Origin of the sequence: Parabacteroides sp. CT06 (assembly GCF_002257605.1) — a bacterium.
GTDB lineage: Bacteria > Bacteroidota > Bacteroidia > Bacteroidales > Tannerellaceae > Parabacteroides > Parabacteroides distasonis.
Genome location: NZ_CP022754.1, coordinates 3,807,642 through 3,827,496 on the forward strand (window position 1 = coordinate 3,807,642; position 19,855 = coordinate 3,827,496).

The 19,855-nt window shown below is 45.1% G+C and carries 19 protein-coding genes and 1 pseudogene; 15 read left to right on the forward strand and 5 right to left on the reverse strand.

From position 1 onward, the window contains the following. The first annotated feature begins 78 nt into the window (after positions 1 to 78). Positions 79 to 1,767, forward strand: a complete 1,689-nt coding sequence (locus CI960_RS16915; protein ID WP_094582495.1) for a M23 family metallopeptidase — start codon at positions 79 to 81, stop codon at positions 1,765 to 1,767. Between the two features lie 134 nt (positions 1,768 to 1,901). Further along, on the forward strand, positions 1,902 to 3,650 hold the full coding sequence (locus CI960_RS16920) for a phospho-sugar mutase (protein WP_094582497.1): 1,749 nt from the start codon (positions 1,902 to 1,904) through the stop codon (positions 3,648 to 3,650). 62 nt (positions 3,651 to 3,712) lie between these two features. On the opposite strand, the gene cdd is transcribed toward CI960_RS16920, so the two are convergent. Next, a complete protein-coding gene (gene cdd / locus CI960_RS16925) occupies positions 3,713 to 4,189 on the reverse strand; it encodes a cytidine deaminase (RefSeq protein WP_094582499.1) in 477 nt (158 codons plus the stop codon). A 195-nt stretch (positions 4,190 to 4,384) separates the two neighbouring features. Between cdd and CI960_RS16930 the strand changes: the two genes are divergently transcribed. From CI960_RS16930 to lpxA, 9 genes are all read left to right on the forward strand, one after another. Then, complete coding sequence (locus CI960_RS16930; RefSeq protein WP_094582501.1) at positions 4,385 to 5,515, forward strand: ATP-binding protein; 1,131 nt, start codon at positions 4,385 to 4,387, stop codon at positions 5,513 to 5,515. Between the two features lie 30 nt (positions 5,516 to 5,545). After that, a complete protein-coding gene (locus CI960_RS16935; RefSeq protein WP_094582503.1) occupies positions 5,546 to 6,277 on the forward strand; it encodes a bifunctional 2-polyprenyl-6-hydroxyphenol methylase/3-demethylubiquinol 3-O-methyltransferase UbiG in 732 nt (243 codons plus the stop codon). Positions 6,278 to 6,350: 73 nt separating this feature from the next. Next, entirely contained in the window at positions 6,351 to 7,259 is a 909-nt protein-coding gene (locus tag CI960_RS16940) for a glucosaminidase domain-containing protein (protein ID WP_094582505.1), read from the forward strand. Between the two features lie 46 nt (positions 7,260 to 7,305). Beyond that, complete coding sequence (locus CI960_RS16945) at positions 7,306 to 8,472, forward strand: AIR synthase related protein (RefSeq protein ID WP_005854386.1); 1,167 nt, start codon at positions 7,306 to 7,308, stop codon at positions 8,470 to 8,472. Positions 8,473 to 8,481: 9 nt separating this feature from the next. Further along, positions 8,482 to 9,591, forward strand: coding sequence for a peptide chain release factor 1 (prfA, locus tag CI960_RS16950; RefSeq protein ID WP_005854384.1), 1,110 nt, complete (start codon positions 8,482 to 8,484; stop codon positions 9,589 to 9,591). Between the two features lie 32 nt (positions 9,592 to 9,623). Beyond that, positions 9,624 to 10,466, forward strand: a complete 843-nt coding sequence (gene pyrF / locus CI960_RS16955; RefSeq protein WP_005854382.1) for an orotidine-5'-phosphate decarboxylase — start codon at positions 9,624 to 9,626, stop codon at positions 10,464 to 10,466. Positions 10,467 to 10,555: 89 nt separating this feature from the next. Then, positions 10,556 to 11,599 (forward strand): UDP-3-O-(3-hydroxymyristoyl)glucosamine N-acyltransferase, encoded by a 1,044-nt coding sequence (lpxD, locus tag CI960_RS16960; protein WP_094582508.1) that lies wholly within the window; start codon positions 10,556 to 10,558, stop codon positions 11,597 to 11,599. A 6-nt stretch (positions 11,600 to 11,605) separates the two neighbouring features. After that, complete coding sequence (locus tag CI960_RS16965; protein ID WP_005854379.1) at positions 11,606 to 12,991, forward strand: bifunctional UDP-3-O-[3-hydroxymyristoyl] N-acetylglucosamine deacetylase/3-hydroxyacyl-ACP dehydratase; 1,386 nt, start codon at positions 11,606 to 11,608, stop codon at positions 12,989 to 12,991. A 17-nt stretch (positions 12,992 to 13,008) separates the two neighbouring features. Then, positions 13,009 to 13,794 (forward strand): acyl-ACP--UDP-N-acetylglucosamine O-acyltransferase, encoded by a 786-nt coding sequence (gene lpxA / locus CI960_RS16970; protein ID WP_009018102.1) that lies wholly within the window; start codon positions 13,009 to 13,011, stop codon positions 13,792 to 13,794. Positions 13,795 to 13,895: 101 nt separating this feature from the next. On the opposite strand, the pseudogene CI960_RS16975 reads toward lpxA, so the two are convergent. Together CI960_RS16975 and CI960_RS23795 are read right to left on the reverse strand one after the other, a co-directional pair. Beyond that, positions 13,896 to 14,736: pseudogene (locus CI960_RS16975) on the reverse strand (PD-(D/E)XK nuclease family transposase). A gap of 148 nt (positions 14,737 to 14,884) precedes the next feature. After that, the gene (locus CI960_RS23795) at positions 14,885 to 15,010 is read right to left on the reverse strand and encodes a hypothetical protein (RefSeq protein ID WP_005854371.1); all 126 of its coding nucleotides are present in this window, start codon (positions 15,008 to 15,010) and stop codon (positions 14,885 to 14,887) included. A gap of 72 nt (positions 15,011 to 15,082) precedes the next feature. Between CI960_RS23795 and CI960_RS16990 the strand changes: the two genes are divergently transcribed. Both CI960_RS16990 and miaA read left to right on the forward strand, forming a co-directional pair. Further along, entirely contained in the window at positions 15,083 to 15,643 is a 561-nt protein-coding gene (locus CI960_RS16990; RefSeq protein WP_005854369.1) for a hypothetical protein, read from the forward strand. Further along, the gene (gene miaA, locus CI960_RS16995) at positions 15,643 to 16,542 is read left to right on the forward strand and encodes a tRNA (adenosine(37)-N6)-dimethylallyltransferase MiaA (RefSeq protein ID WP_005854367.1); all 900 of its coding nucleotides are present in this window, start codon (positions 15,643 to 15,645) and stop codon (positions 16,540 to 16,542) included. Before CI960_RS16990 ends, miaA begins: the two co-directional genes overlap by 1 nt. Positions 16,543 to 16,669: 127 nt before the next feature. Here miaA and CI960_RS17000 read toward each other — a convergent pair whose 3' ends face one another. After that, positions 16,670 to 17,041, reverse strand: coding sequence for a DMT family protein (locus tag CI960_RS17000; protein WP_005854365.1), 372 nt, complete (start codon positions 17,039 to 17,041; stop codon positions 16,670 to 16,672). A gap of 1 nt (position 17,042) precedes the next feature. Further along, positions 17,043 to 17,789 (reverse strand): tRNA 2-thiocytidine biosynthesis TtcA family protein, encoded by a 747-nt coding sequence (locus CI960_RS17005; RefSeq protein ID WP_005854364.1) that lies wholly within the window; start codon positions 17,787 to 17,789, stop codon positions 17,043 to 17,045. Between the two features lie 113 nt (positions 17,790 to 17,902). Between CI960_RS17005 and CI960_RS17010 the strand changes: the two genes are divergently transcribed. Both CI960_RS17010 and CI960_RS17015 read left to right on the forward strand, forming a co-directional pair. Next, complete coding sequence (locus tag CI960_RS17010) at positions 17,903 to 19,351, forward strand: tetratricopeptide repeat protein (protein WP_005854363.1); 1,449 nt, start codon at positions 17,903 to 17,905, stop codon at positions 19,349 to 19,351. Positions 19,352 to 19,359: 8 nt separating this feature from the next. Then, positions 19,360 to 19,848 (forward strand): NfeD family protein, encoded by a 489-nt coding sequence (locus CI960_RS17015; protein ID WP_005854362.1) that lies wholly within the window; start codon positions 19,360 to 19,362, stop codon positions 19,846 to 19,848. The last annotated feature ends 7 nt before the right edge of the window (positions 19,849 to 19,855 follow it).

Sequence of the window (19,855 nt, forward strand, 5' to 3'; positions counted from 1 at the left end):
CAAGTCCGATACCAAAGGATAAGAGATAGATAATTCATCGAAAACGATTATCTTTGTCTGTCAAAATACGTAATACCTATGAATATTAGATCCATATATCTAGCCGGTCTATTCGCAATCATCGGCTCCCACATAATCAACACAAACGCCCAGCAACTTAGGAATCCTTTCGATTTCCCGATCTTACTGAGCGGGAACTTCGGTGAGTTAAGAAGCAATCATTTCCATTCCGGAATAGACTTCAAGACACAAGGGGTAGAAGGTAAACCCGTACATACGGTACAAGAAGGATACGTATCACGTATATCCGTAAGTCCATGGGGCTACGGTAACGGGCTTTACATCACACACCCGGATGGAACGACCACCGTATACGGCCATCTACAAAAATTCTCGAAGAAAATAGCGAATTATGTAAAAGAGCAACAATACGCACAAGAAAGTTTCAATGTAAATCTCTTCCTTACGCCGGATTTGCTTCCTGTCGAGAAAAATGAAGTCGTAGCGTTAAGCGGCAATACCGGAAGCTCTGGTGGACCTCATCTCCATTTTGAGGTACGAGACACCGAGACCGAGGAAGTCATGGACCCCTTGGATTATTTCTCGGATCGGATAACCGATACCCGTCCTCCTAAAATCCAAGGAATACAGATCGTCCCCATCGAAGGAAAAGGCGTAGTAAACGGCAAAAGCAAGAAGCTTGAGATAAAACCCGTCACGGCGAAAAACGGGAAACAGACAATCACTGGAAAAATCGAGGCATGGGGAGAAATAGGGCTCGCTGTAAAAGCCTATGATTATATGGATAATACGACTAACATTTATGGCGTACGAGAAATCACGCTCACGGCAGACAGCCAAGTGATCTTCCATAGCGATCTCGACAGGTACGCGTTCGACGAGACCCGTTACCTAAACACATTCACTGATTACGAAGCATGGAAAGATCATCGCTCTTTCTATATGCGTAGTTTCATCGAGCCGGGAAACCGTCTACGCTTCCTTGAAAGCGTAAACCGGGGAATCTTGCGTATAGATGAACCTCGTACCTATCATTTGACGTATACGCTGGCTGACGCTTTCGGCAATGCCACCCGTTTATCCATCTGGATCGAGGGAAAGAAACAAGAGATCCCCCAGATCGATACGACTCATACAGAATTATTCCATTGGGGTAGCGAGAATAGGTTCGGCGCTAAAGGCATCCGTCTCGTCATGCCTAAAGGTAATCTATATAATGACCTCTACTTCCGCTATTCGGTGAAAGAAGATAGTACCTCATTATCAGCCACCCACATATTGCACGATAAGCCAATCCCTTTGCATGGAACGGCCCAGTTATCACTATTCTTGCAAAGCGATACGCTTGAGAATAAACAACAATATGGTGTGGTTCGCTTACAAAACGGACGTGCCTCTTGGATGGGCGGTACATACCGTAATGGCTGGATCGACGCAAATATCAAGGAATTGGGCAGTTATAAGATACAACAAGATACAAAGGCTCCGGTTATCACGCCGATCAACCAACAGACGTGGGTCAGCAAACAGAACTTCATATTCCGTTTGTCCGATAACTTAAGCGGGGTACAAACCTACCGGGGAGAAATAGACGGGCAGTTTGTCTTATTCGAGATGAATAATAAATCGGTTATTACCTATCGCTTCGATAAAGAGAGGTTGCAAAGAGGCAAGCATGAACTTAAATTAATCGTAACGGATGCTTGCGGAAATGAGTCGATTTATACACATCCGTTTACTTGGTAGGACGATTTATCGTATTTTTTAGGCAAAATATAAGTCCTTTGATTGCTTTACTTTAAGAAATTCGTATATTTGTTTCTTGTATATTTATCGTATTGAGTAGATTGCTCAACAATAAACACAATAATATTATAAACATGGAAAACAACGACTTATTAGAAATGGTAAGAAGTAAGGCACAAGGATGGCTTACGAAAAGTTATGATGCGGAAACTCGTGCTCAAGTTCAAGCGTTACTTGACAACGAAGATCCTACTGAGTTAATCGAGTGTTTTTATAAAGACCTAGAATTCGGAACAGGTGGATTGCGCGGAATCATGGGGGTAGGTTCAAATCGTATGAATATATATACAGTTGGCGCGGCTACCCAAGGTTTATCCAACTATCTGAAAAAGGAATTTGCGGATTTAGAACAGATAAAGGTTGTCATCGGCCACGATTGCCGTAACAACAGCCGTAAGTTCGCGGAAATATCAGCCGATATCTTCTCCGCTAACGGCATCAAGGTTTATTTATTCGAAGACCTGCGTCCGACTCCGGAAATGTCATTCGCTATCCGTAAACTGGGATGCCAGAGCGGTATCATCTTGACGGCTTCTCACAATCCGAAAGAATACAACGGATACAAGGCTTATTGGGATGATGGCGCACAAATGATCGCCCCGCACGATAAGAATACGATCGCCGAGGTTAACAAGATCCGTAACGCTAGCGAGATTAAATTCAAAGGAAATAAAGAATTGATCGAGATCATCGGACAAGCGATCGATGATGAATATATCAAGGAATTAACAACGATTTCTTTGTCTCCGGAGGCTATTTCCCGCCATAAGGATATGAAGATCGTGTATACTCCAATTCACGGAACAGGTGTTAAATTGGTTCCTGCCGCTTTGAAAGCTTACGGATTCACGAACATTATCCATGTACCGGAACAAGATGTTGTTAGCGGTGATTTCCCGACGGTTATCTCTCCGAACCCGGAAGAGCCGGCTGCTTTAGCTATGGCTGTAGAGAAAGCAAAAGAGACTGACGCTGAATTGGTAATGGCTTCCGATCCGGACGCAGACCGTGTAGGTGCCGCCGTTAAGAATAACGAAGGCGAATGGGTACTTTTGAATGGTAACCAAACCGCTTTGATGTTCGTTTACTATTTAATCACTCGCTGGAAAGAGTTAGGTAAGATCAATGGTAAAGAATATATCGTAAAGACAATCGTTACGACAGAGACGATCAAGACGATCGCCGAGCGTAATGGCGTGGAGATATACGATGTTTATACAGGCTTCAAATGGATCGCTAACGTTATGCGTGAGAACGAAGGCAAGAAAAACTATATCGGCGGTGGCGAGGAAAGCTACGGATTCCTTTGCGAGGACTTCGTTCGCGATAAAGACGCTGTTTCCGCTTGCGTTATCTTGGCCGAGATCGCGGCTTGGGCAAAAGATCAGGGCTTGAGCTTGTATCAATTGCTCCAGAAGATCTACGTGGAATACGGCTTCTCCAAGGAGAAAGGTATCTCTGTCGTGAAGAAAGGTAAGAGCGGAGCGGAAGAGATCGAGGCTATGATGAAGAAGTTCCGTGAGAACCCGTTGACTGAGATCGCAGGCTCTAAGGTAACTTATTTCTACGATTACTCTACATTGAAAGGTAAGGACTACGCAGAGAACGAAACCGTTACATTAGATATGCCTACTACCTCTAATGTGCTTCAATACTTCACGGAAGATAATACAAAAGTATCTATCCGTCCTTCCGGTACGGAACCGAAGATCAAATTCTATTGCGAGGTTCACTCCAAGGTAAAGAGTATCGACGAATTGCCGGAGGCAGAGAAAGCGGCAGAAGAAAAGATCAATCAGATCAAGGCTTCTTTAGGAATCTAATCGAACATAATTATTACATATAGAGGCAAGGGCGAGAATCGTTCTTGCCTCTTTTTATTCTATCAGATCAAATCAGACTTACTGAAACAAAACGGCAGCAAGGCCGTCGCGCTCGGAACGAGATAGGCTTCCTCTTTTCCACAAAGAAGGACTTTCATAGGCTTGTTATAACGTTGCTCGGTTTCCAACATCACTTGCCGGCAGGCACCACAAGGCGTGATAAGATCCACACGTTCCCCATCCTTCATAGCCGCGATCGCCAAAACCTGAACAGCGGCGTCCGGATAATGCGCTCCCGCATAGAATAAGGTAGTCCGCTCCGCGCAAAGCCCGGACGGATAGGCGGCGTTTTCCTGATTATTTCCGGAAAGGATCTCCCCATTCTCCAATAGAACCGCCGCTCCCACATGAAACTTGGAATAAGGAGCATAAGCATGCTTCGAGGCCTCAAAAGCAGCCTCGTACAATCGCCTATATATATCGTCTAATTCTCCTACCGCATAGACCTCTACCCGGGTCTCTAACTTCAATTCTTTCATTCTCTTGATTGTTTTAATGTTTTGAAAGAAACCTAACTATAATTCTTAATAGGCTATAAATATAAAAAGAATATGCCAGAAGCATTCATGATCCACACATTTAATTAGATACAGCGAGAATGTTTTCTGGATTTACCTCGATATGATTATTGGAAAATAATTATTATATTTGCGTATTGATAAATAAAATGAGGTATGACAAGAATAAATAATCCTTTTATAACTAGCGGATATATATCTGCTGATTACTTCTGCGACAGGGAGGCCGAGAGTAAGCAGCTAATTCGTGAGATCGTGAATGGGAATAACCTTGCTATTATCTCTACACGTAGAATGGGTAAAACAGGACTGATCCAACACTGTTTCCACTCAAAAGAACTCTCAAAGGAATATTATACATTCTTCGTTGACATCTATGCGACCAAGTCGCTACGTGATTTTATCTTCTCGCTGAGCAAGGTGATTCTCGAGAGTCTCAAGCCATTTGGAAAAAAGGCAGTTGAGATCTTTATCAATAGCGTCTTATCGCTTCAAGCAGGCATAAGTTATGACTTCACAGGTACCCCTTCGTTCAACATTCAGTTGGGAGATATTCAAAATTCAATGGCGACGCTCGAAGAGATTTTCAAGTACCTCGCAAAAGCCGACAAACCTTGTATTGTTGCCGTAGACGAATTTCAGCAGATAACCAACTATTCCGAAAAGAATGTAGAAGCTCTGCTCCGAACACACATCCAGCACTGTAATAACGCTCAATTCATTTTTGCGGGAAGTCAGCGTCATACGATGGGGAATATGTTCCTAAGCGCATCTCGCCCGTTCTATCAGAGCGTCTCTATGATGCACCTTGAGAGTATAGCTATAGAAAAATACATTGATTTCGCACGGAACCATTTCAAGAAGGCTGACCGGAGAATTACACCCGAAACGATTCGGATCGTGTATGATAGATTCGATGGGGTGACGTGGTATGTACAAAAGACGCTCAATGTGCTTTTCGCGTTTACACCAGTTGGGGCTACATGTGATGAATCGATGGTAGAACCCGCTATCGCATCGGTGGTCGATTCATACCGATTCAACTACCAAGAGACGCTGTTTCGTCTTCCCGAAAGGCAAAAGGAGCTGCTTGTCGCCATCGCTAAAGAGGGCAACGCTAAATCCATCACCTCCGGAGAGTTTGTAAAACGCTATTCATTAACCTCCCCCAGTTCTGTCCAAGCCGCCGTAAAAGGGTTACTAGAGAAAGACTTTATCACTCTCTTCAACGGCAGTTACAGCATCTACGACAAACTTTTTGAGATTTGGTTACGAGAGAGTTATTAATCCTTATATCTTATTATAAAACAAAGACATATGCATTCAATGCTTCTTACATCCGATAAAGACCCCATGGGCGCCGCTATACTCGATTATCTCGCACATAGGAAAGCGAGCAAGCTTCGTGTATTCTCCTCCATGTTCGATGAAGATGAGATTCCCGTGAATCAATTATTCCGGACTTTCCAAGAAATGCCCTCCTTGGAACAGAAGGCCCTTCAACTCAGTACGGGCAAAATATTGGATGTGGGTGCCGGAAGTGGGTGTCACACCTTGGCCTTGCAGGAAATGAGTAAAGAGGTTACCGCTATCGACATATCCCCTCTTTCCGTAGAGGCCATGAACAAGCGAGGCGTGAAAGACGCTCGTTTACAGAATTTTTTTGACAAGAGCTTAACCGGACCATTCGATACCATTCTTCTCTTGATGAACGGTTCCGGGATTATCGGTAAACTGGAAAATCTCCCGGCTTTCTTTCACCGCTTAAAAGAGGTTCTAGCCCGGGACGGACAGCTTTTACTTGATTCTAGCGATTTAAGTTATTTATTTGAAGATGAAGACGGGAATCTGGATATCGCCCCCGAGGATGATTATTTCGGAGAGATCGATTTCCGTATGCAATATAAGAATATCAAGGGAGATTCATTTGATTGGTTATACATCGATTTCAACACGCTCAAACTATACGCAAGACAAGCCGGCTTTAAAGCGGAAAAAATAGAGGAAGGGGAACATTACGATTATCTAGCCCGTATCTCCTATTTTTAACCCCGCAAATCCCGGTAGATATGTATTTTCTTTTATATATTTGTCCGGTAAAATCGGATCGAAAAGAACAGTTATGCGTTTATCCCTTCATTTTTTAGGTATATTATTATTGTCCCTCGTCTGTTTAAGCGCAGGGGCGGAAAGCCAGCGCAAGCTGACTTCCTATCAAAAATACATCAGTAAGTACAGCGATTTGGCGGTTCAGCACCAAAAGAAATATCGCATTCCGGCAAGTATCACCTTAGCGCAGGGATTACTGGAATCCGGAGCTGGGCAAAGCGACTTGGCCAGACGCTCTAACAATCACTTCGGCATCAAATGCCATTCGGACTGGCGGGGCGGCAGGGTCTATCACGATGACGACCTGCGGGGAGAGTGCTTCCGGAAATACAAACGAGTAGAGGATTCTTATGATGACCATTCTCGCTTCCTCGCCGAACGCTCCCGCTACGAACGCCTGTTCAAATTAAACATCAAGGATTACAAAGGCTGGGCCAAAGGACTACAAAAATGCGGTTACGCCACCGATCGTGCTTACGCGAATAAATTAATCAAGGTTATCGAAGATTATGAGTTATACCGCTTTGACTCCGGTAAGGGAACAAAGAAGACCTCTACCAAGAAGCAAAATCTTCCGGTGTTCAATTATCAAGTCTATCGTACCCACGGTTTGATCTATGTATACGCTAAGGATAACGACAGTTTCGACCAGATCGCCCGAAGCATGGGATTCAAGGCCAAGCAGTTGATGAAATTCAACGAGGTGCCTGAGGACTTCCCGTTGCAGGCAGGCGATATCGTATATCTGGAAAAGAAAAAGAAGAAAGCGGACAAGCCGAATTACGACCATGTGGTACAAGTCGGAGAGTCTATGCACAGTATTGCGCAGATGTACGGAATCCAGATCAAGAGTCTGTATAAAATGAATAAAAAAGACAAAGATTACATCCCGGAGGAAGGAGATGTCTTAAAACTTAGATAAGTAACATAAAAAAGTATTACCTTTGCGGTTCAAATAATATAGTACAATGAGTGATCAACGTTATAACCTGCGAGGCGTTTCCGCTTCAAAAGAAGATGTTCACAATGCGATAAAGAACATCGATAAGGGAATTTTTCCGAAAGCGTTCTGTAAGATCATCCCCGATATCTTAGGCGGTGATCCTGAATATTGTAATATTATGCACGCGGATGGCGCCGGTACCAAATCGTCCTTGGCGTATATGTACTGGAAAGAGACCGGAGATCTTTCGGTGTGGAAAGGTATCGCCCAAGACGCTCTTATCATGAATATCGACGACCTGCTTTGCGTAGGTGCCGTAGACAATATCTTGGTCTCTTCCACGATTGGACGTAACAAGCTGTTGGTTCCGGGCGAGGTGATCTCAGCGATCATCAACGGAACGGACGAATTATTAGCGGAATTACGCGAGATGGGCGTTGGTTGCTACGCGACAGGTGGCGAGACCGCAGACGTTGGCGACTTAGTTCGTACCATCATCGTAGATAGTACGGTCACTTGCCGCATGAAACGTTCGGACGTAATCGATAATAAGAATATTCAAGGAGGAGACGTGATCGTAGGTCTGGCATCTTCCGGACAAGCCACTTACGAGAAAGAATACAATGGAGGTATGGGTAGCAACGGCTTGACCTCTGCCCGCCATGATGTTTTCTCTAAGTATTTAGCGAAAAAATATCCGGAAAGCTACGATGCCGCCGTTCCCGAAGAATTGGTTTACTCCGGAGGATTGAAACTTACGGATAAGATCGAGGAATTAGGGATCGATGCCGGAAAGATGGTGCTTTCGCCTACACGTACCTATGCGCCGGTAATTAAGGTATTGCTTGATAAACTACGCTCTCAAATCCATGGCATGGTACATTGTTCGGGAGGGGCTCAGACAAAAGTTATGCACTTCGTAGAGAACAAGCGTGTAACCAAGGACAATCTCTTCCCTATCCCACCGTTATTCCGCACGATTCAGGAACAGAGCGGTACGGACTGGAGCGAGATGTACAAGGTATTCAATATGGGACACCGGATGGAGATATACATCGCTCCCGAGCATGCGGAAGAAGTAATCGGCATCTCAAAAAGCTTTGGTATTGATGCGCAAATCGTGGGCTTCGTAGAGGAAGCCGATAAAAATGAATTGATTATCGAAAGCGAGAAAGGTCGCTTCACCTATTAATAAAGATAAATGGCCGAAAATAGTTTACTTGGTAAATTAGACGGATTAGTGAGCCGTTTTGAGGAAGTCGGTACCCTTATTACCGACCCGGCGGTGATCGCCGACATGAAACGGTTCGTAAAACTGAACAAAGAGTACCGTGATTTGGAGAAAATTGTGGGAGCTCGTTCGGAATACGTGAAAGTATTGAACGGGATCGAGGAAGCGAAAGCCTTGCTTGAGTCCGAGCAAGATCCGGAAATGCGGGAAATGGCCCGTGAGGAGCTGGATACCTGCAACGAACGTATTCCCGCTTTGGAAGAAGAGATAAAATTATTGCTCGTTCCCGCTGATCCGCAAGACGACAAGAACGCGATCGTTGAGATACGAGGAGGAACGGGAGGTGACGAAGCCGCCCTTTTCGCCGGTGATCTATATCGTATGTACGTGAAGTATTGCGAACTGAAGGGATGGAAAATAAGCGTGTCTAGCTTTAGCGAAGGCTCGTCCGGCGGTTTTAAGGAAATCATCTTCACGGTATCGGGCGAGAAAGTATACGGAACGTTGAAGTATGAGTCCGGTGTACACCGTGTACAGCGTGTACCGGCTACGGAGACGCAAGGACGTGTACATACCTCCGCCGCTACAGTTGCCGTATTGCCTGAGGCGGATGAATTTGATGTTGAGATTAATGAAGGGGAGATTAAATGGGATACCTTCCGCTCCGGTGGGGCCGGTGGTCAGAACGTAAACAAGGTGGAATCAGGTGTCCGTCTGCGTTATGTCTGGAAGAACCCCATTACAGGTGTGAGTGAGGAAATCTTGATCGAATGTACGGAGACACGAGACCAACCGAAGAACAAAGAAAGGGCGCTTACCCGTCTTCGTTCGTTTATTTATGACAAGGAACACCAGAAATACTTGGACGATATCGCCAGCAAGCGTAAGACCATGGTATCTACCGGTGACCGCTCCGCGAAGATCCGTACGTACAATTACCCGCAAGGGCGTATCACGGATCACCGTATCAATTACACGATCTATAATCTTTCAGCCTTTATGGACGGTGAAATTCAAGATTGCTTGGATCACCTGATCGTAGCGGAGAACGCTGAGCGACTGAAAGAGTCTGAATTGTAAACACATCCAATCATTTCATACTGAATAAGAAAATGAACAAACAACAGCTATTCGAGAATATTAAAAAGAAACAATCCTTCCTTTGTGTCGGATTAGATACAGATATAAAAAAGATCCCGCAGCATCTATTGTCGGAAGAAGATCCTATTTTCGCATTCAATAAAGCGATCATCGACGCTACCGCCGATTATTGTGTCGCTTACAAGCCGAATCTGGCTTTTTACGAGAGCCTCGGCACAAAGGGTATGATGGCTTTTGAGAAGACTGTGGCTTACTTACGGGAGAATTATCCCGATCAATTTATCATCGCCGACGCGAAACGTGGTGATATCGGAAATACCTCCGAGATGTATGCCCGTTCTTTCTTCGATCATATCAAGGTAGATGCCGTAACGGTCGCTCCCTATATGGGCGAGGATAGCGTAAAACCATTCTTGATCTACCCGGAGGCTTGGGTAATCTTATTGGCCTTGACCTCCAATAAAGGCTCACATGATTTTCAAATGACGGAAGACGCAAATGGTGAACGTCTTTTCGAGAAAGTACTAAAGAAATCGCAAGAATGGGCTAACGATGAGCAAATGATGTATGTAGTGGGCGCTACCCAAGGCAAGATGTTCCTTGATATCCGTAAACAGGCCCCGAATCATTTCTTGTTAGTTCCGGGCGTAGGCGCTCAAGGTGGAAGCTTGGCGGAAGTAGCTCAATACGGGATGAACGACCAATGCGGTCTTTTGGTAAATTCTTCCCGTGCGATTATTTACGCGGATAAGACGGAGGCTTTCGCCAACGTAGCCCGTGAGGCGGCGCATGCCGTACAGAAAGAAATGGCCGGTTATCTACACGATAAAGGAATTATTCCCTGCAAAGCATAGGCTATCTAAAGAATTTTCACCATTTTTGCAAACTAACTGTCTATAAACAGCGGACAGTCAACGAAGATACATATATAATTGAATAAGTAATGGAGTTTTCAGCCCAACAAATTGCCGGCTTCCTGAACGGAACGATCGAAGGAGATCCGAACGTAAAAGTCAGTAACTTCTCTAAAATAGAAGAAGGAAAGCCAGGTACATTGACCTTTTTGGCGAATCTTAAATATGCGCATCATATTTATAATACCGAGGCAAGCATTGTTTTGGTGAATAATGATTTCAAACCGGAACAACCGATAAAAGCCACACTTGTAAAAGTAGAGAACGCTTACGCGGCGCTCGCGATGTTATTAAATCTGGTAGAGCAATCGAAGAGCAAAAAGAAGGGGGTTGATTCTACCGCTTTTATCGCCGCTTCCGCGACCGTGAGCGATGATTGTTATGTCGGTAACTTCGCCTATATCGGAGAAGGCGTGAAAATGGGTAAGAACTGTATGGTATACCCGCACGCTTATATCGGTGATCACGTGACGGTAGGAGATAACTGCGTATTCTATCCGCATGCCACCGTTTACGAGAATTGTATAATCGGCAATAATTGTATCCTTCATGCCGGTAGCGTAGTCGGGGCTGACGGTTTCGGATTCGCTCCCGAAGGTGAGACTTACAAGAAAATCCCGCAATTAGGCAACGTTATTATCGAGGATGATGTAGAGATCGGAGCCAATACGACAATTGACCGTGCGGTGATGGATTCTACGATCATTCACCGAGGCGTTAAGCTGGACAATCTCGTACAAATCGCTCATAACGTGGAGGTAGGCGAGAATACCGTGATGGCGGCGCAAGTCGGCATCGCCGGTTCCGTAAAAGTAGGAAAGCATTGTATGTTTGGCGGACAAGTTGGTTTGGCCGGACATATCCATGTGGCGGACCACGTCGTATTCGGAGCTCAGGCTGGCGTTATCAGCGACGTGAAGGAAGCGACGACATTGCTCGGGGCGCCGGCGATCAACGCTAAGAACTTCATGCGTTCCAGCGCGATCTTCAACCGTCTTCCGGATATATACCGCTCGCTGGGGCAAATGCAACGGGAGATCGAACAACTCAAGAAAGAAATTAATAAACAATAAAGACCTATGCAAAAACAGAAAACGCTTGCGGCAAGTTTCTCCTTGAAAGGAAAAGGGTTGCATACCGGATTAGATATAGAGATTACGTTTAATCCCGCACCCGAGAACCATGGATACAAGATCAAACGTGTCGATATGGAAGGCCAACCGACGATTGACGCCTTGGCCGAGAACGTGGTTAATACACAACGGGGTACGGTGCTTAGCAAGAATGGCGTTCAAGTAAGTACGATCGAGCACGCGATGGCGGCTTTATACGCTTATGAGATCGATAACTGCTTGATCGAGGTAAACGCACCCGAGTTTCCGATCCTAGACGGAAGTTCTCGCTTCTTCTCCGAGGAAATCCAAAAGACAGGGGTTGTTGAGCAAAACGCTCCGAAGGATTATTATATCGTAAAGCACAAGATCGAGGTAAAAGATGAGGAAACCGGTTCTTCGTTGATCATCCTTCCGGATGATAAGTTCAGCGTGAACGTATTGATCTCATTCGATTCGCCCGTGCTTTCCAACCAATTCGCCACGTTGAACGATCTCAGCGAATTCCCGACAGAATTGGCGGCTTCACGTACGTTCGTATTCGTACGCGAAGTGGAGATGTTGCTCAACAATAACTTGATCAAGGGTGGCGATTTAGACAATGCGATCGTTATCTACGACCAGAAGATACCGCAAGAATCTTTGGACAAATTGGCGGATATGCTGAACATCCCTCACAAGAACGTGCAGGAATTAGGTTATATCAATAACAAGCCGCTTGTATTCGATAACGAACCGGCACGTCATAAATTGATCGACGTGATCGGAGATATCGCCTTGATCGGTAAGCCGATCCGCGGACGTGTGATCGCTACCCGTCCGGGACATAAGATCAATAACCAGTTAGCTCGTATGATCCGCAAGGATATCAAGATGAACGAGGTGCAAGCCCCGGTATACGATCCGAACCGTGAGCCGGTGATGGATATCAACCGTATCCGTGAATTATTGCCGCACCGCTATCCGTTCTTATTGGTTGACAAGATCATCGAGGTTGGCGGGAACTATATCGTAGGCGTAAAGAACATCACGACCAACGAACCGTTCTTCCAAGGGCATTTCCCTCAGGAGCCGGTCATGCCGGGAGTCCTGCAGGTTGAGGCTATGGCACAAACAGGTGGTTTGCTAGTCTTGAATTCCGTAGATGAGCCAGAGCGCTATTCTACCTACTTCATGAAAATAGATGGCGTGAAATTCCGCCAAAAAGTCGTTCCGGGCGATACGTTGATCTTACGTCTGGAATTATTGGCACCGATCCGTCGCGGGATCTCTACCATGAAAGGGTATGTATTCGTTGGTGATAAATTGGTTAGTGAAGCCGAGTTCATGGCTCAGATTGTAAAAAACAAATAATAAGATAAAGTACGATAATGAATATATCTCCTCTAGCAGTCGTTCATCCAGAGGCCCAGATCGGCCAGAATGTAACTATCGATCCGTTTGCCGTGATTGAGAAAGATGTCGTAATCGGTGATAATTGCCATATATATTCTCACGCCGTTATCTTGGATGGCGCACGGATTGGTAAAAATTGCAATATTTTCCCGGGAGCGGTCGTTGCCGGTATCCCTCAAGACATGAAATTCGCGGGGGAAACCACGACGGCGGAAATCGGAGATAACACGACGCTTCGCGAATGCGTGACGATCAACCGGGGTACCGCTTCCAAAGGTAAGACCGTGGTAGGTCGCAATTGCTTAATCATGGCTTATTCGCACGTGGCCCATGATTGCGTCTTAAAAGACCATATTATCATCGGTAACGCTTCGCAAATCGCCGGGGAGGTAGAGATTGATGATTTCGCTATCGTAAGCGGAGGTTCCTTGGTGCATCAGTTCACGCGTATATCCAAGCACGTGATGGTACAAGGCGGTTCTCGTATCGGAAAAGATATCCCTCCTTATACCTTGATCGGCCGTGATCCGATCGTTTATTGCGGTATCAATATCGTAGGTTTACGTCGCCGGGGATTCACGAATCAGCAGGTATTCTTGATTCAAGACATCTATCGCACGCTGTATACCCGAGGCTTGAATAATACGGAGGCGCTGAAAGCGATCGAGACCGAGTACGAGCCTAGCGAGGAACGGGATTTGATCCTCAATTTCATCAAGTCTTCCAGCCGGGGTATCGTAAGAGGTTCGATCGACGAATAAGCGACACAAACATCCGGACAACCAAAAACAAATCAGCGCAAATCCACATCTTACAATGAGGGGTTTGCGCCGATTCGCTATTTATGTCACCAAAAGGTTATTTATAGGGTAATTCCCGTGATCTGCCGGATCATTTCAAGATCGATCCCCATGGCTTTCATCTTCTTGGCGTTTTCGAGGTTCGCTTCTGTCTCGCCTTTTGCCAGTCCTTTCGCCTTACCTTTCTCCTTATTTTCCGCTCTACTTTCCGCTAGTCCTTCCAGGTATCCTTCAAGCTTCGCCGAATCCAATACGTCATTTTGTATCATGACCGCATTCAGGTGTTCGTCGTAAGCGTATCTATCCTCGGGGGGCATGGAGTAGTATCTCAATTTTTCTCGAGCCTCGCCTAATCCCGGAGTCATGGTGTCAGGACGAATTGTTCCTCTTTTAAGGTAGTCCATCCATTCTTCTAGGGAAGTGACGGCTATCTTATCGAACTTATTGGTCCGTATGAGTATATATTCGGGGAAAATCTCGGGGGATAGCTTGGAGACAATTACGCTCCTCTCTTTCGTGTTGACTACCAATTGATCCTTGGTATGTACGCCGATGAAATGATTCTGCCCGTGATAAAGGTAGTCCTCGCCCAGTGATATGTACTCGGTTATGGTTTTCGCCACGCCATAGAGTACCTGTTCGAGATAATATAGCTTGCGAATATTTTGTATTTTCACGATGATGATCTCTCCCTTGTCGTTAAGCGCCTTGATGTCCACCCGGTTGAACTTGTCATCCTCATGACAGTTGATTACCCTCGCTCTCCAGTAGCTCCACGATGGTAATCTTCTCTCCAAGAAAAACCGTGAGAAAACCCTCCAGCACACCGAAGTTGGCTTTTTGCCGGAGCAGTCTCTTGATCGCCCAATCGAAACGTATGTATCGGTCTTTTAATTCTTTCATGCGTTGATCCTCCTCTTTTTTATCCATAGTTGATAGGTTTTAAGTTACGGCCCAATAGCGGGCGGTGTCGTAAAGATATGTCTTTTCGGGCGAAATGCAAAAGATTGATATCTGATACTGTGATTTTTATTATTTACCCATATTACAATTACCTATTCAAGGTGACAACTGCCACTAATATCTCAGCCGCAGGTTCCGTCTCTTTGACGAAGGTTGAAGACGAAGCTACGACGGTCGCCTCAGATACAGGGATCAGACGCGCACCCTCTTTCATTATTTATAGCGACGTATATTGGGTATATCCATATTTTTACTACTTTTGAGGCAATAATAAAACTAAACGACTATGCTATTTAGATTTCTAATCCTATCAGATGAAGCAGATGACTTCAAGCGCGAGATCAAGATTGATTCCGAGTCTACTTTCTTGGATTTGCAAAACGCCATTCTCGACTCTGTAGGTTATACAAAGGATCAAATGACCTCTTTCTTCATATGTGACGATGACTGGAGTAAAAAGACAGAGATCACATTAGTGGAGATGGATACCTCTTCCGAGGAAGACAGCTATGTCATGGCCGATACTCAACTGGAAGAATTGTTGGAAGACGAGCACCAAAAACTACTTTTCGTTTTCGATTATATGACCGAACGTGCCTTCTTCATGGAACTTCGTGAGATCGTTCCGGGAAAAGACTTGGATGCTCCTATTTGCAGCAAATCGGTAGGTACGCCTCCCGCCCAAATAGTTTCTTTCGATGAGTTCGAGGCTAAGAACGGCAGTACGGACGTAGGAGAAGATTTTTACGGGGATTCCGAATACGATATGGACGAATTAGACAAAAGCGGCTTCGACGGTTTAGGCGAAGGCCCGATGGATAATCCTTACGACGACGAGCGCTTTTGATGAATTCCCTCGTTATATTACTTGGGCCGACAGGAGTCGGAAAGACCGAGTTAAGCCTCCAAGTGGCGGAACGTTTCGGCTCTCCGATTATCTCTTCCGACTCCCGTCAGCTCTATAAAGACCTTCCGATCGGCACGGCTGCCCCAACACCGGAACAAATGGCTCGTGTCAAGCATTATATGGTAGGCACTCTCTCGCTTACCGATTATTACAGCGCCAGCAACTTCGAGGAAGACGTGGTCTCCCTCCTATCCGAATTACATAAAACGATCCCGACCGTCGTAATGACCGGAGGCTCTATGATGTACATCGATGCCGTATGTAAAGGTATTGACGATATCCCGACAGTTACACCGGAGATCCGGGATGCCCTATACATGCAATTTGAAACCGAGGGACTAGCCCCTATCCTCGCTGAATTAAAAGAAGCAGACCCTGTCCATTATGAGGAAGTGGACCGGAATAATTATAAACGAGTGATCCATGCCGTAGAGATTTGCCGGATGACAGGCAAGCCTTACTCCTCCTTCCGCACGAACATTAAGAAAGAGCGTCCGTTCCGGATCATCAAAGTAGGGCTTAATAGAGATCGCGACGAATTATGCGACCGCATCAACCAACGTGTAGATCTAATGATGAGCGAAGGATTATTGGAAGAGGCTCGCCGGGCTTATCCCTTCCGTCATTTGAATTCCTTGAACACGGTAGGTTATAAAGAATTATTCAATTACTTCAGCGGAGAATGGACATTAGACCTCGCTGTGGAGAAAATCAAACGAAACTCCCGGGTCTACGCCCGGAAGCAAATGACTTGGTTTAAACGGGACCCAGAAATAACATGGTTCCATCCGGATGAGACCGAAGCTATATTTACACATCTGAGCCAACAGATCATATAGCGTTTTAACAATGCCCATTATAAGGTGTTTACAATGGGCATTATAAACATGCTTGAATAGGCATTGTAAGCATCTTACAATAGGCATCAAGGTTTTCCGCTGATTATCAAAGCCAAACGCAACGACTTTATTTCTTGAAAACCAGATAAACCGCCGCTACCAAGAATACGAAAGCAAGCGCATGGTTCCATTTAAACGACTCCCCCTTAAAAGCAATGGTACTGAAGGCCACGAATACCACCAACGTAATCACCTCTTGGATCACTTTCAATTGAATCAAGTTGAACGGCCCCCCGTTATCCCGGAAACCGATGCGATTCGCCGGTACTTGGAAACAATACTCAAAAAAAGCGAGAAACCAACTAAACAGGATTACGCCAAACAAAGGAAGATGCTCGAACCAGCTAAACTGTTGCTTCATCTTCAAATGACCATACCAAGCGCATGTCATAAAAATATTAGACACGATCAACAATAAAATCGTATAAACACTTTGCATATTATCTTATTTTTCGAGGTAAATAATCTTCTTGTATATTCGTCATGCTCCCCCAAAGACTGTAACGAGCCTCCGGATTGATCGCTTCCAGACTTCTCAGCAGCTCTTTCATATCCGAACGACTGGAACCCGACTCATAAGGACAGTTCTTCAATTGTTTCCGGTACCCTTTCCATGCGGCGACCTGAATCAACTCCCTCTCTTCCACCAGACACATCGGACGGATGATCTCCATATCAAACTTATCCATTCTCAACCGGGGAGGCATTGTCCCGAAAGCCCCTTGGTGGGTCAGGTTCATCAACAGCGTCTCAAGGATATCATCTTGATGATGGCCTAAAGCGATCTTATTGCATTTATGAGCCTTAGCGATCTCAAACAAAGCTTTCCGGCGAGTCCAAGAGCATAAAAAGCAGGGGGATTTGCGAGTGTCCGTAGAAGGATCGAAACTTGTCTCATGGACAATGAAAGGCAAATCATGCTCCTCTGCGCAACTTCTAAGATATTCCCGATCCGAACAATAAGGGATATTCGTCATCACGATATGTGCTACCACGACCTCAAACCGAGGACAATAGATTTTCGACCTGCGCCCCAGTAAATCCACCAAGGCCAAGGAATCTTTTCCTCCGGACAACCCGACCAAGATCCGGTCGCCATCATTGATCAAGCCATAGTCGAAAATCGCTCTCTTTATCTTATCCTCTATCTTGCGAAACAAACGTTCGTCCTCTGTCAATTTTGCCATATACTTCCTTTACGGGCGCAAAATTATATATTTATCTTTTCGATTTGTATGCCTCTACAAAAATATTCTTATCTTTGAAACTGCATAACTATATATAATCTAGAATAGACAAAATGAAACGGTTATCCAAAAAGCTGCTTTATACGCTAGGAGTTACACTCATATGCGGAGGAATGCAACTACATGCGCAAAGTCTTGATCAGGCAAAAAAATTATATAACGACGGGAAATACGCAGAAGCCAAACCTGTGTTCGAGAAACTAGTGAAACAAGCGCCAAGCAATGCCTCTTATAATCAATGGTATGGTGTTTGCTGTTTCGAGACCGGAGATTTAGCAGGAGCGGAGAAACATCTTAAGGTCGCCGTAAAGCGTAGGGTACAAGACGCTTATCGATACCTTGGAGAAGTATACTACCAGACCTATCGTTTTAACGAAGCCGAGGAGATGTTCGACGAATACATCACCCTCCTAACAAAAAAGAAACAAGATGTGGAACCTTACCAAATCCGTATGGACTTGGCGAACAAAGCAAGCCGTATGCTTGATAAGGTAGAGAATGTCCAGATTATCGATAGCTTGGTTGTTGACAAAGATGATTTCTTATCAGCCTATACCTTAAGCGAGGAAAGCGGTACGTTGACCACTTACCAAGATTTCTTCCAGACTAACGATCCGGGCAACTCATCGGTATACATGAACCAGAAGGGGGATAAGATTTATTACGCCCACTCGACAGACGGTAACCACAATTGTCTTTTTACCCAATCCAAGCTCATGGATCAATGGGGAGACGAGAAACAGTTACCGATGAATATCAATAGTGACGCCGACGATGGGTATCCATTCGTGCTATCCGATGGCGTAACGATTTATTACGCATCCAAAGGGAACGGCTCTCTGGGCGGATATGATTTATTCGTCACTCGTTACAACATCAATTCCGATACTTATCTTACACCGGAGCAATTGGGCATGCCCTATAACTCCCCGTTTAACGATTACATGATGGTGATCGACGAAGCCAAGCAATTGGGATGGTTCGTTTCCGACCGCTATCAACCGGAAGGAAAAGTTTGTGTATACCTATTCATTCCGAATGACAACCGCGAGCGAGTAGATAGCGAGGATATCGAACTAAAACGTGCCCGGGCCTCTATTGCCTCGATCAAGGATTCATGGAAACCCGGATCGAATTACGAAGAGCTTATTCATTTAGCTCATACCGAGATTCCTTATGGACGTATAGAGATAAAGAAAGATTTCACGTTCCCGATCCATAATGATATCGTTTATTACACCTTGGACGATATCCAAAGTCCGGAAGCGAAGAACTACTACGAGAAAGTAGTTTCCATCCATAAACAGATCAAGGAGTTAAATGAGAAACTAGAGAGCTTACGAGCCAGCTACATCAAAGGGAACAAGGCGAAGCGAGAACAACTGAAGCCTACGATTCTTGATGCGGAAGAAAAGTTAAACAACCTTCTCGGCCAACCGGACGAATGGGAGAAAAAGGCACGTAACGCAGAGATCGTATACCTAAGAAACAACCATAAATAAGAAGAACTATGCTACTGGACATAGCCATCATCGTCTTCCTCATGGTAGCGGCCATCCTACTGATACTGGCGGAGATATTCCTTCTTCCGGGAATAACACTCGCGGGTATAGGCGGGGCTATTTTCGCTATCGGCGGAGTCGTTTTCGCTTATACGGTAGGTATGTGGGTAGGGCATCTGACTTTATCCTTATCAATCATTGCATTCGGAGTAATCTTCGCTTGGTTATTGCGTTCCCGGTCTTTTAACAAGATCGCTTTAAAGACAGATATCGATTCCAAGCTGACATCCAGCAGGGATCTCGGAATAGAACCCGGAGACGAGGGGATCACGCTCTCACGCTTAGCCCCTATCGGCAAGGCCCGGATTAAAGGTATTAACGTGGAAGCGAAATCTCAAGACGAATTAATCGATGAGAACACGCCGATCGTAGTGATCAGGGTAGACAGTTACAACGTAATTGTCCGTCCTAAAGAAGAAACAAATATTCACGCTTAATTTTTTA

Excerpts from the sequence above, each read along its gene's own strand:
- CI960_RS16935 (WP_094582503.1), top strand. The coding sequence starts at position 5,546 with ATGCATTCAATGCTTCTTACATCCGATAAAGACCCCATGGGCGCCGCT.
- CI960_RS17015 (WP_005854362.1), top strand. The coding sequence starts at position 19,360 with ATGCTACTGGACATAGCCATCATCGTCTTCCTCATGGTAGCGGCCATC.
- CI960_RS16930 (WP_094582501.1), top strand. The coding sequence starts at position 4,385 with ATGACAAGAATAAATAATCCTTTTATAACTAGCGGATATATATCTGCT.
- cdd (WP_094582499.1), bottom strand. The coding sequence starts at position 4,189 with ATGAAAGAATTGAAGTTAGAGACCCGGGTAGAGGTCTATGCGGTAGGA.
- miaA (WP_005854367.1), top strand. The coding sequence starts at position 15,643 with ATGAATTCCCTCGTTATATTACTTGGGCCGACAGGAGTCGGAAAGACC.
- CI960_RS16990 (WP_005854369.1), top strand. The coding sequence starts at position 15,083 with ATGCTATTTAGATTTCTAATCCTATCAGATGAAGCAGATGACTTCAAG.
- CI960_RS23795 (WP_005854371.1), bottom strand. The coding sequence starts at position 15,010 with ATGAAAGAGGGTGCGCGTCTGATCCCTGTATCTGAGGCGACCGTCGTA.
- lpxA (WP_009018102.1), top strand. The coding sequence starts at position 13,009 with ATGAATATATCTCCTCTAGCAGTCGTTCATCCAGAGGCCCAGATCGGC.
- CI960_RS16940 (WP_094582505.1), top strand. The coding sequence starts at position 6,351 with ATGCGTTTATCCCTTCATTTTTTAGGTATATTATTATTGTCCCTCGTC.
- CI960_RS16945 (WP_005854386.1), top strand. The coding sequence starts at position 7,306 with ATGAGTGATCAACGTTATAACCTGCGAGGCGTTTCCGCTTCAAAAGAA.
- lpxD (WP_094582508.1), top strand. The coding sequence starts at position 10,556 with ATGGAGTTTTCAGCCCAACAAATTGCCGGCTTCCTGAACGGAACGATC.
- CI960_RS16915 (WP_094582495.1), top strand. The coding sequence starts at position 79 with ATGAATATTAGATCCATATATCTAGCCGGTCTATTCGCAATCATCGGC.
- CI960_RS17005 (WP_005854364.1), bottom strand. The coding sequence starts at position 17,789 with ATGGCAAAATTGACAGAGGACGAACGTTTGTTTCGCAAGATAGAGGAT.
- pyrF (WP_005854382.1), top strand. The coding sequence starts at position 9,624 with ATGAACAAACAACAGCTATTCGAGAATATTAAAAAGAAACAATCCTTC.
- CI960_RS16920 (WP_094582497.1), top strand. The coding sequence starts at position 1,902 with ATGGAAAACAACGACTTATTAGAAATGGTAAGAAGTAAGGCACAAGGA.
- CI960_RS17010 (WP_005854363.1), top strand. The coding sequence starts at position 17,903 with ATGAAACGGTTATCCAAAAAGCTGCTTTATACGCTAGGAGTTACACTC.
- prfA (WP_005854384.1), top strand. The coding sequence starts at position 8,482 with ATGGCCGAAAATAGTTTACTTGGTAAATTAGACGGATTAGTGAGCCGT.
- CI960_RS16965 (WP_005854379.1), top strand. The coding sequence starts at position 11,606 with ATGCAAAAACAGAAAACGCTTGCGGCAAGTTTCTCCTTGAAAGGAAAA.
- CI960_RS17000 (WP_005854365.1), bottom strand. The coding sequence starts at position 17,041 with ATGCAAAGTGTTTATACGATTTTATTGTTGATCGTGTCTAATATTTTT.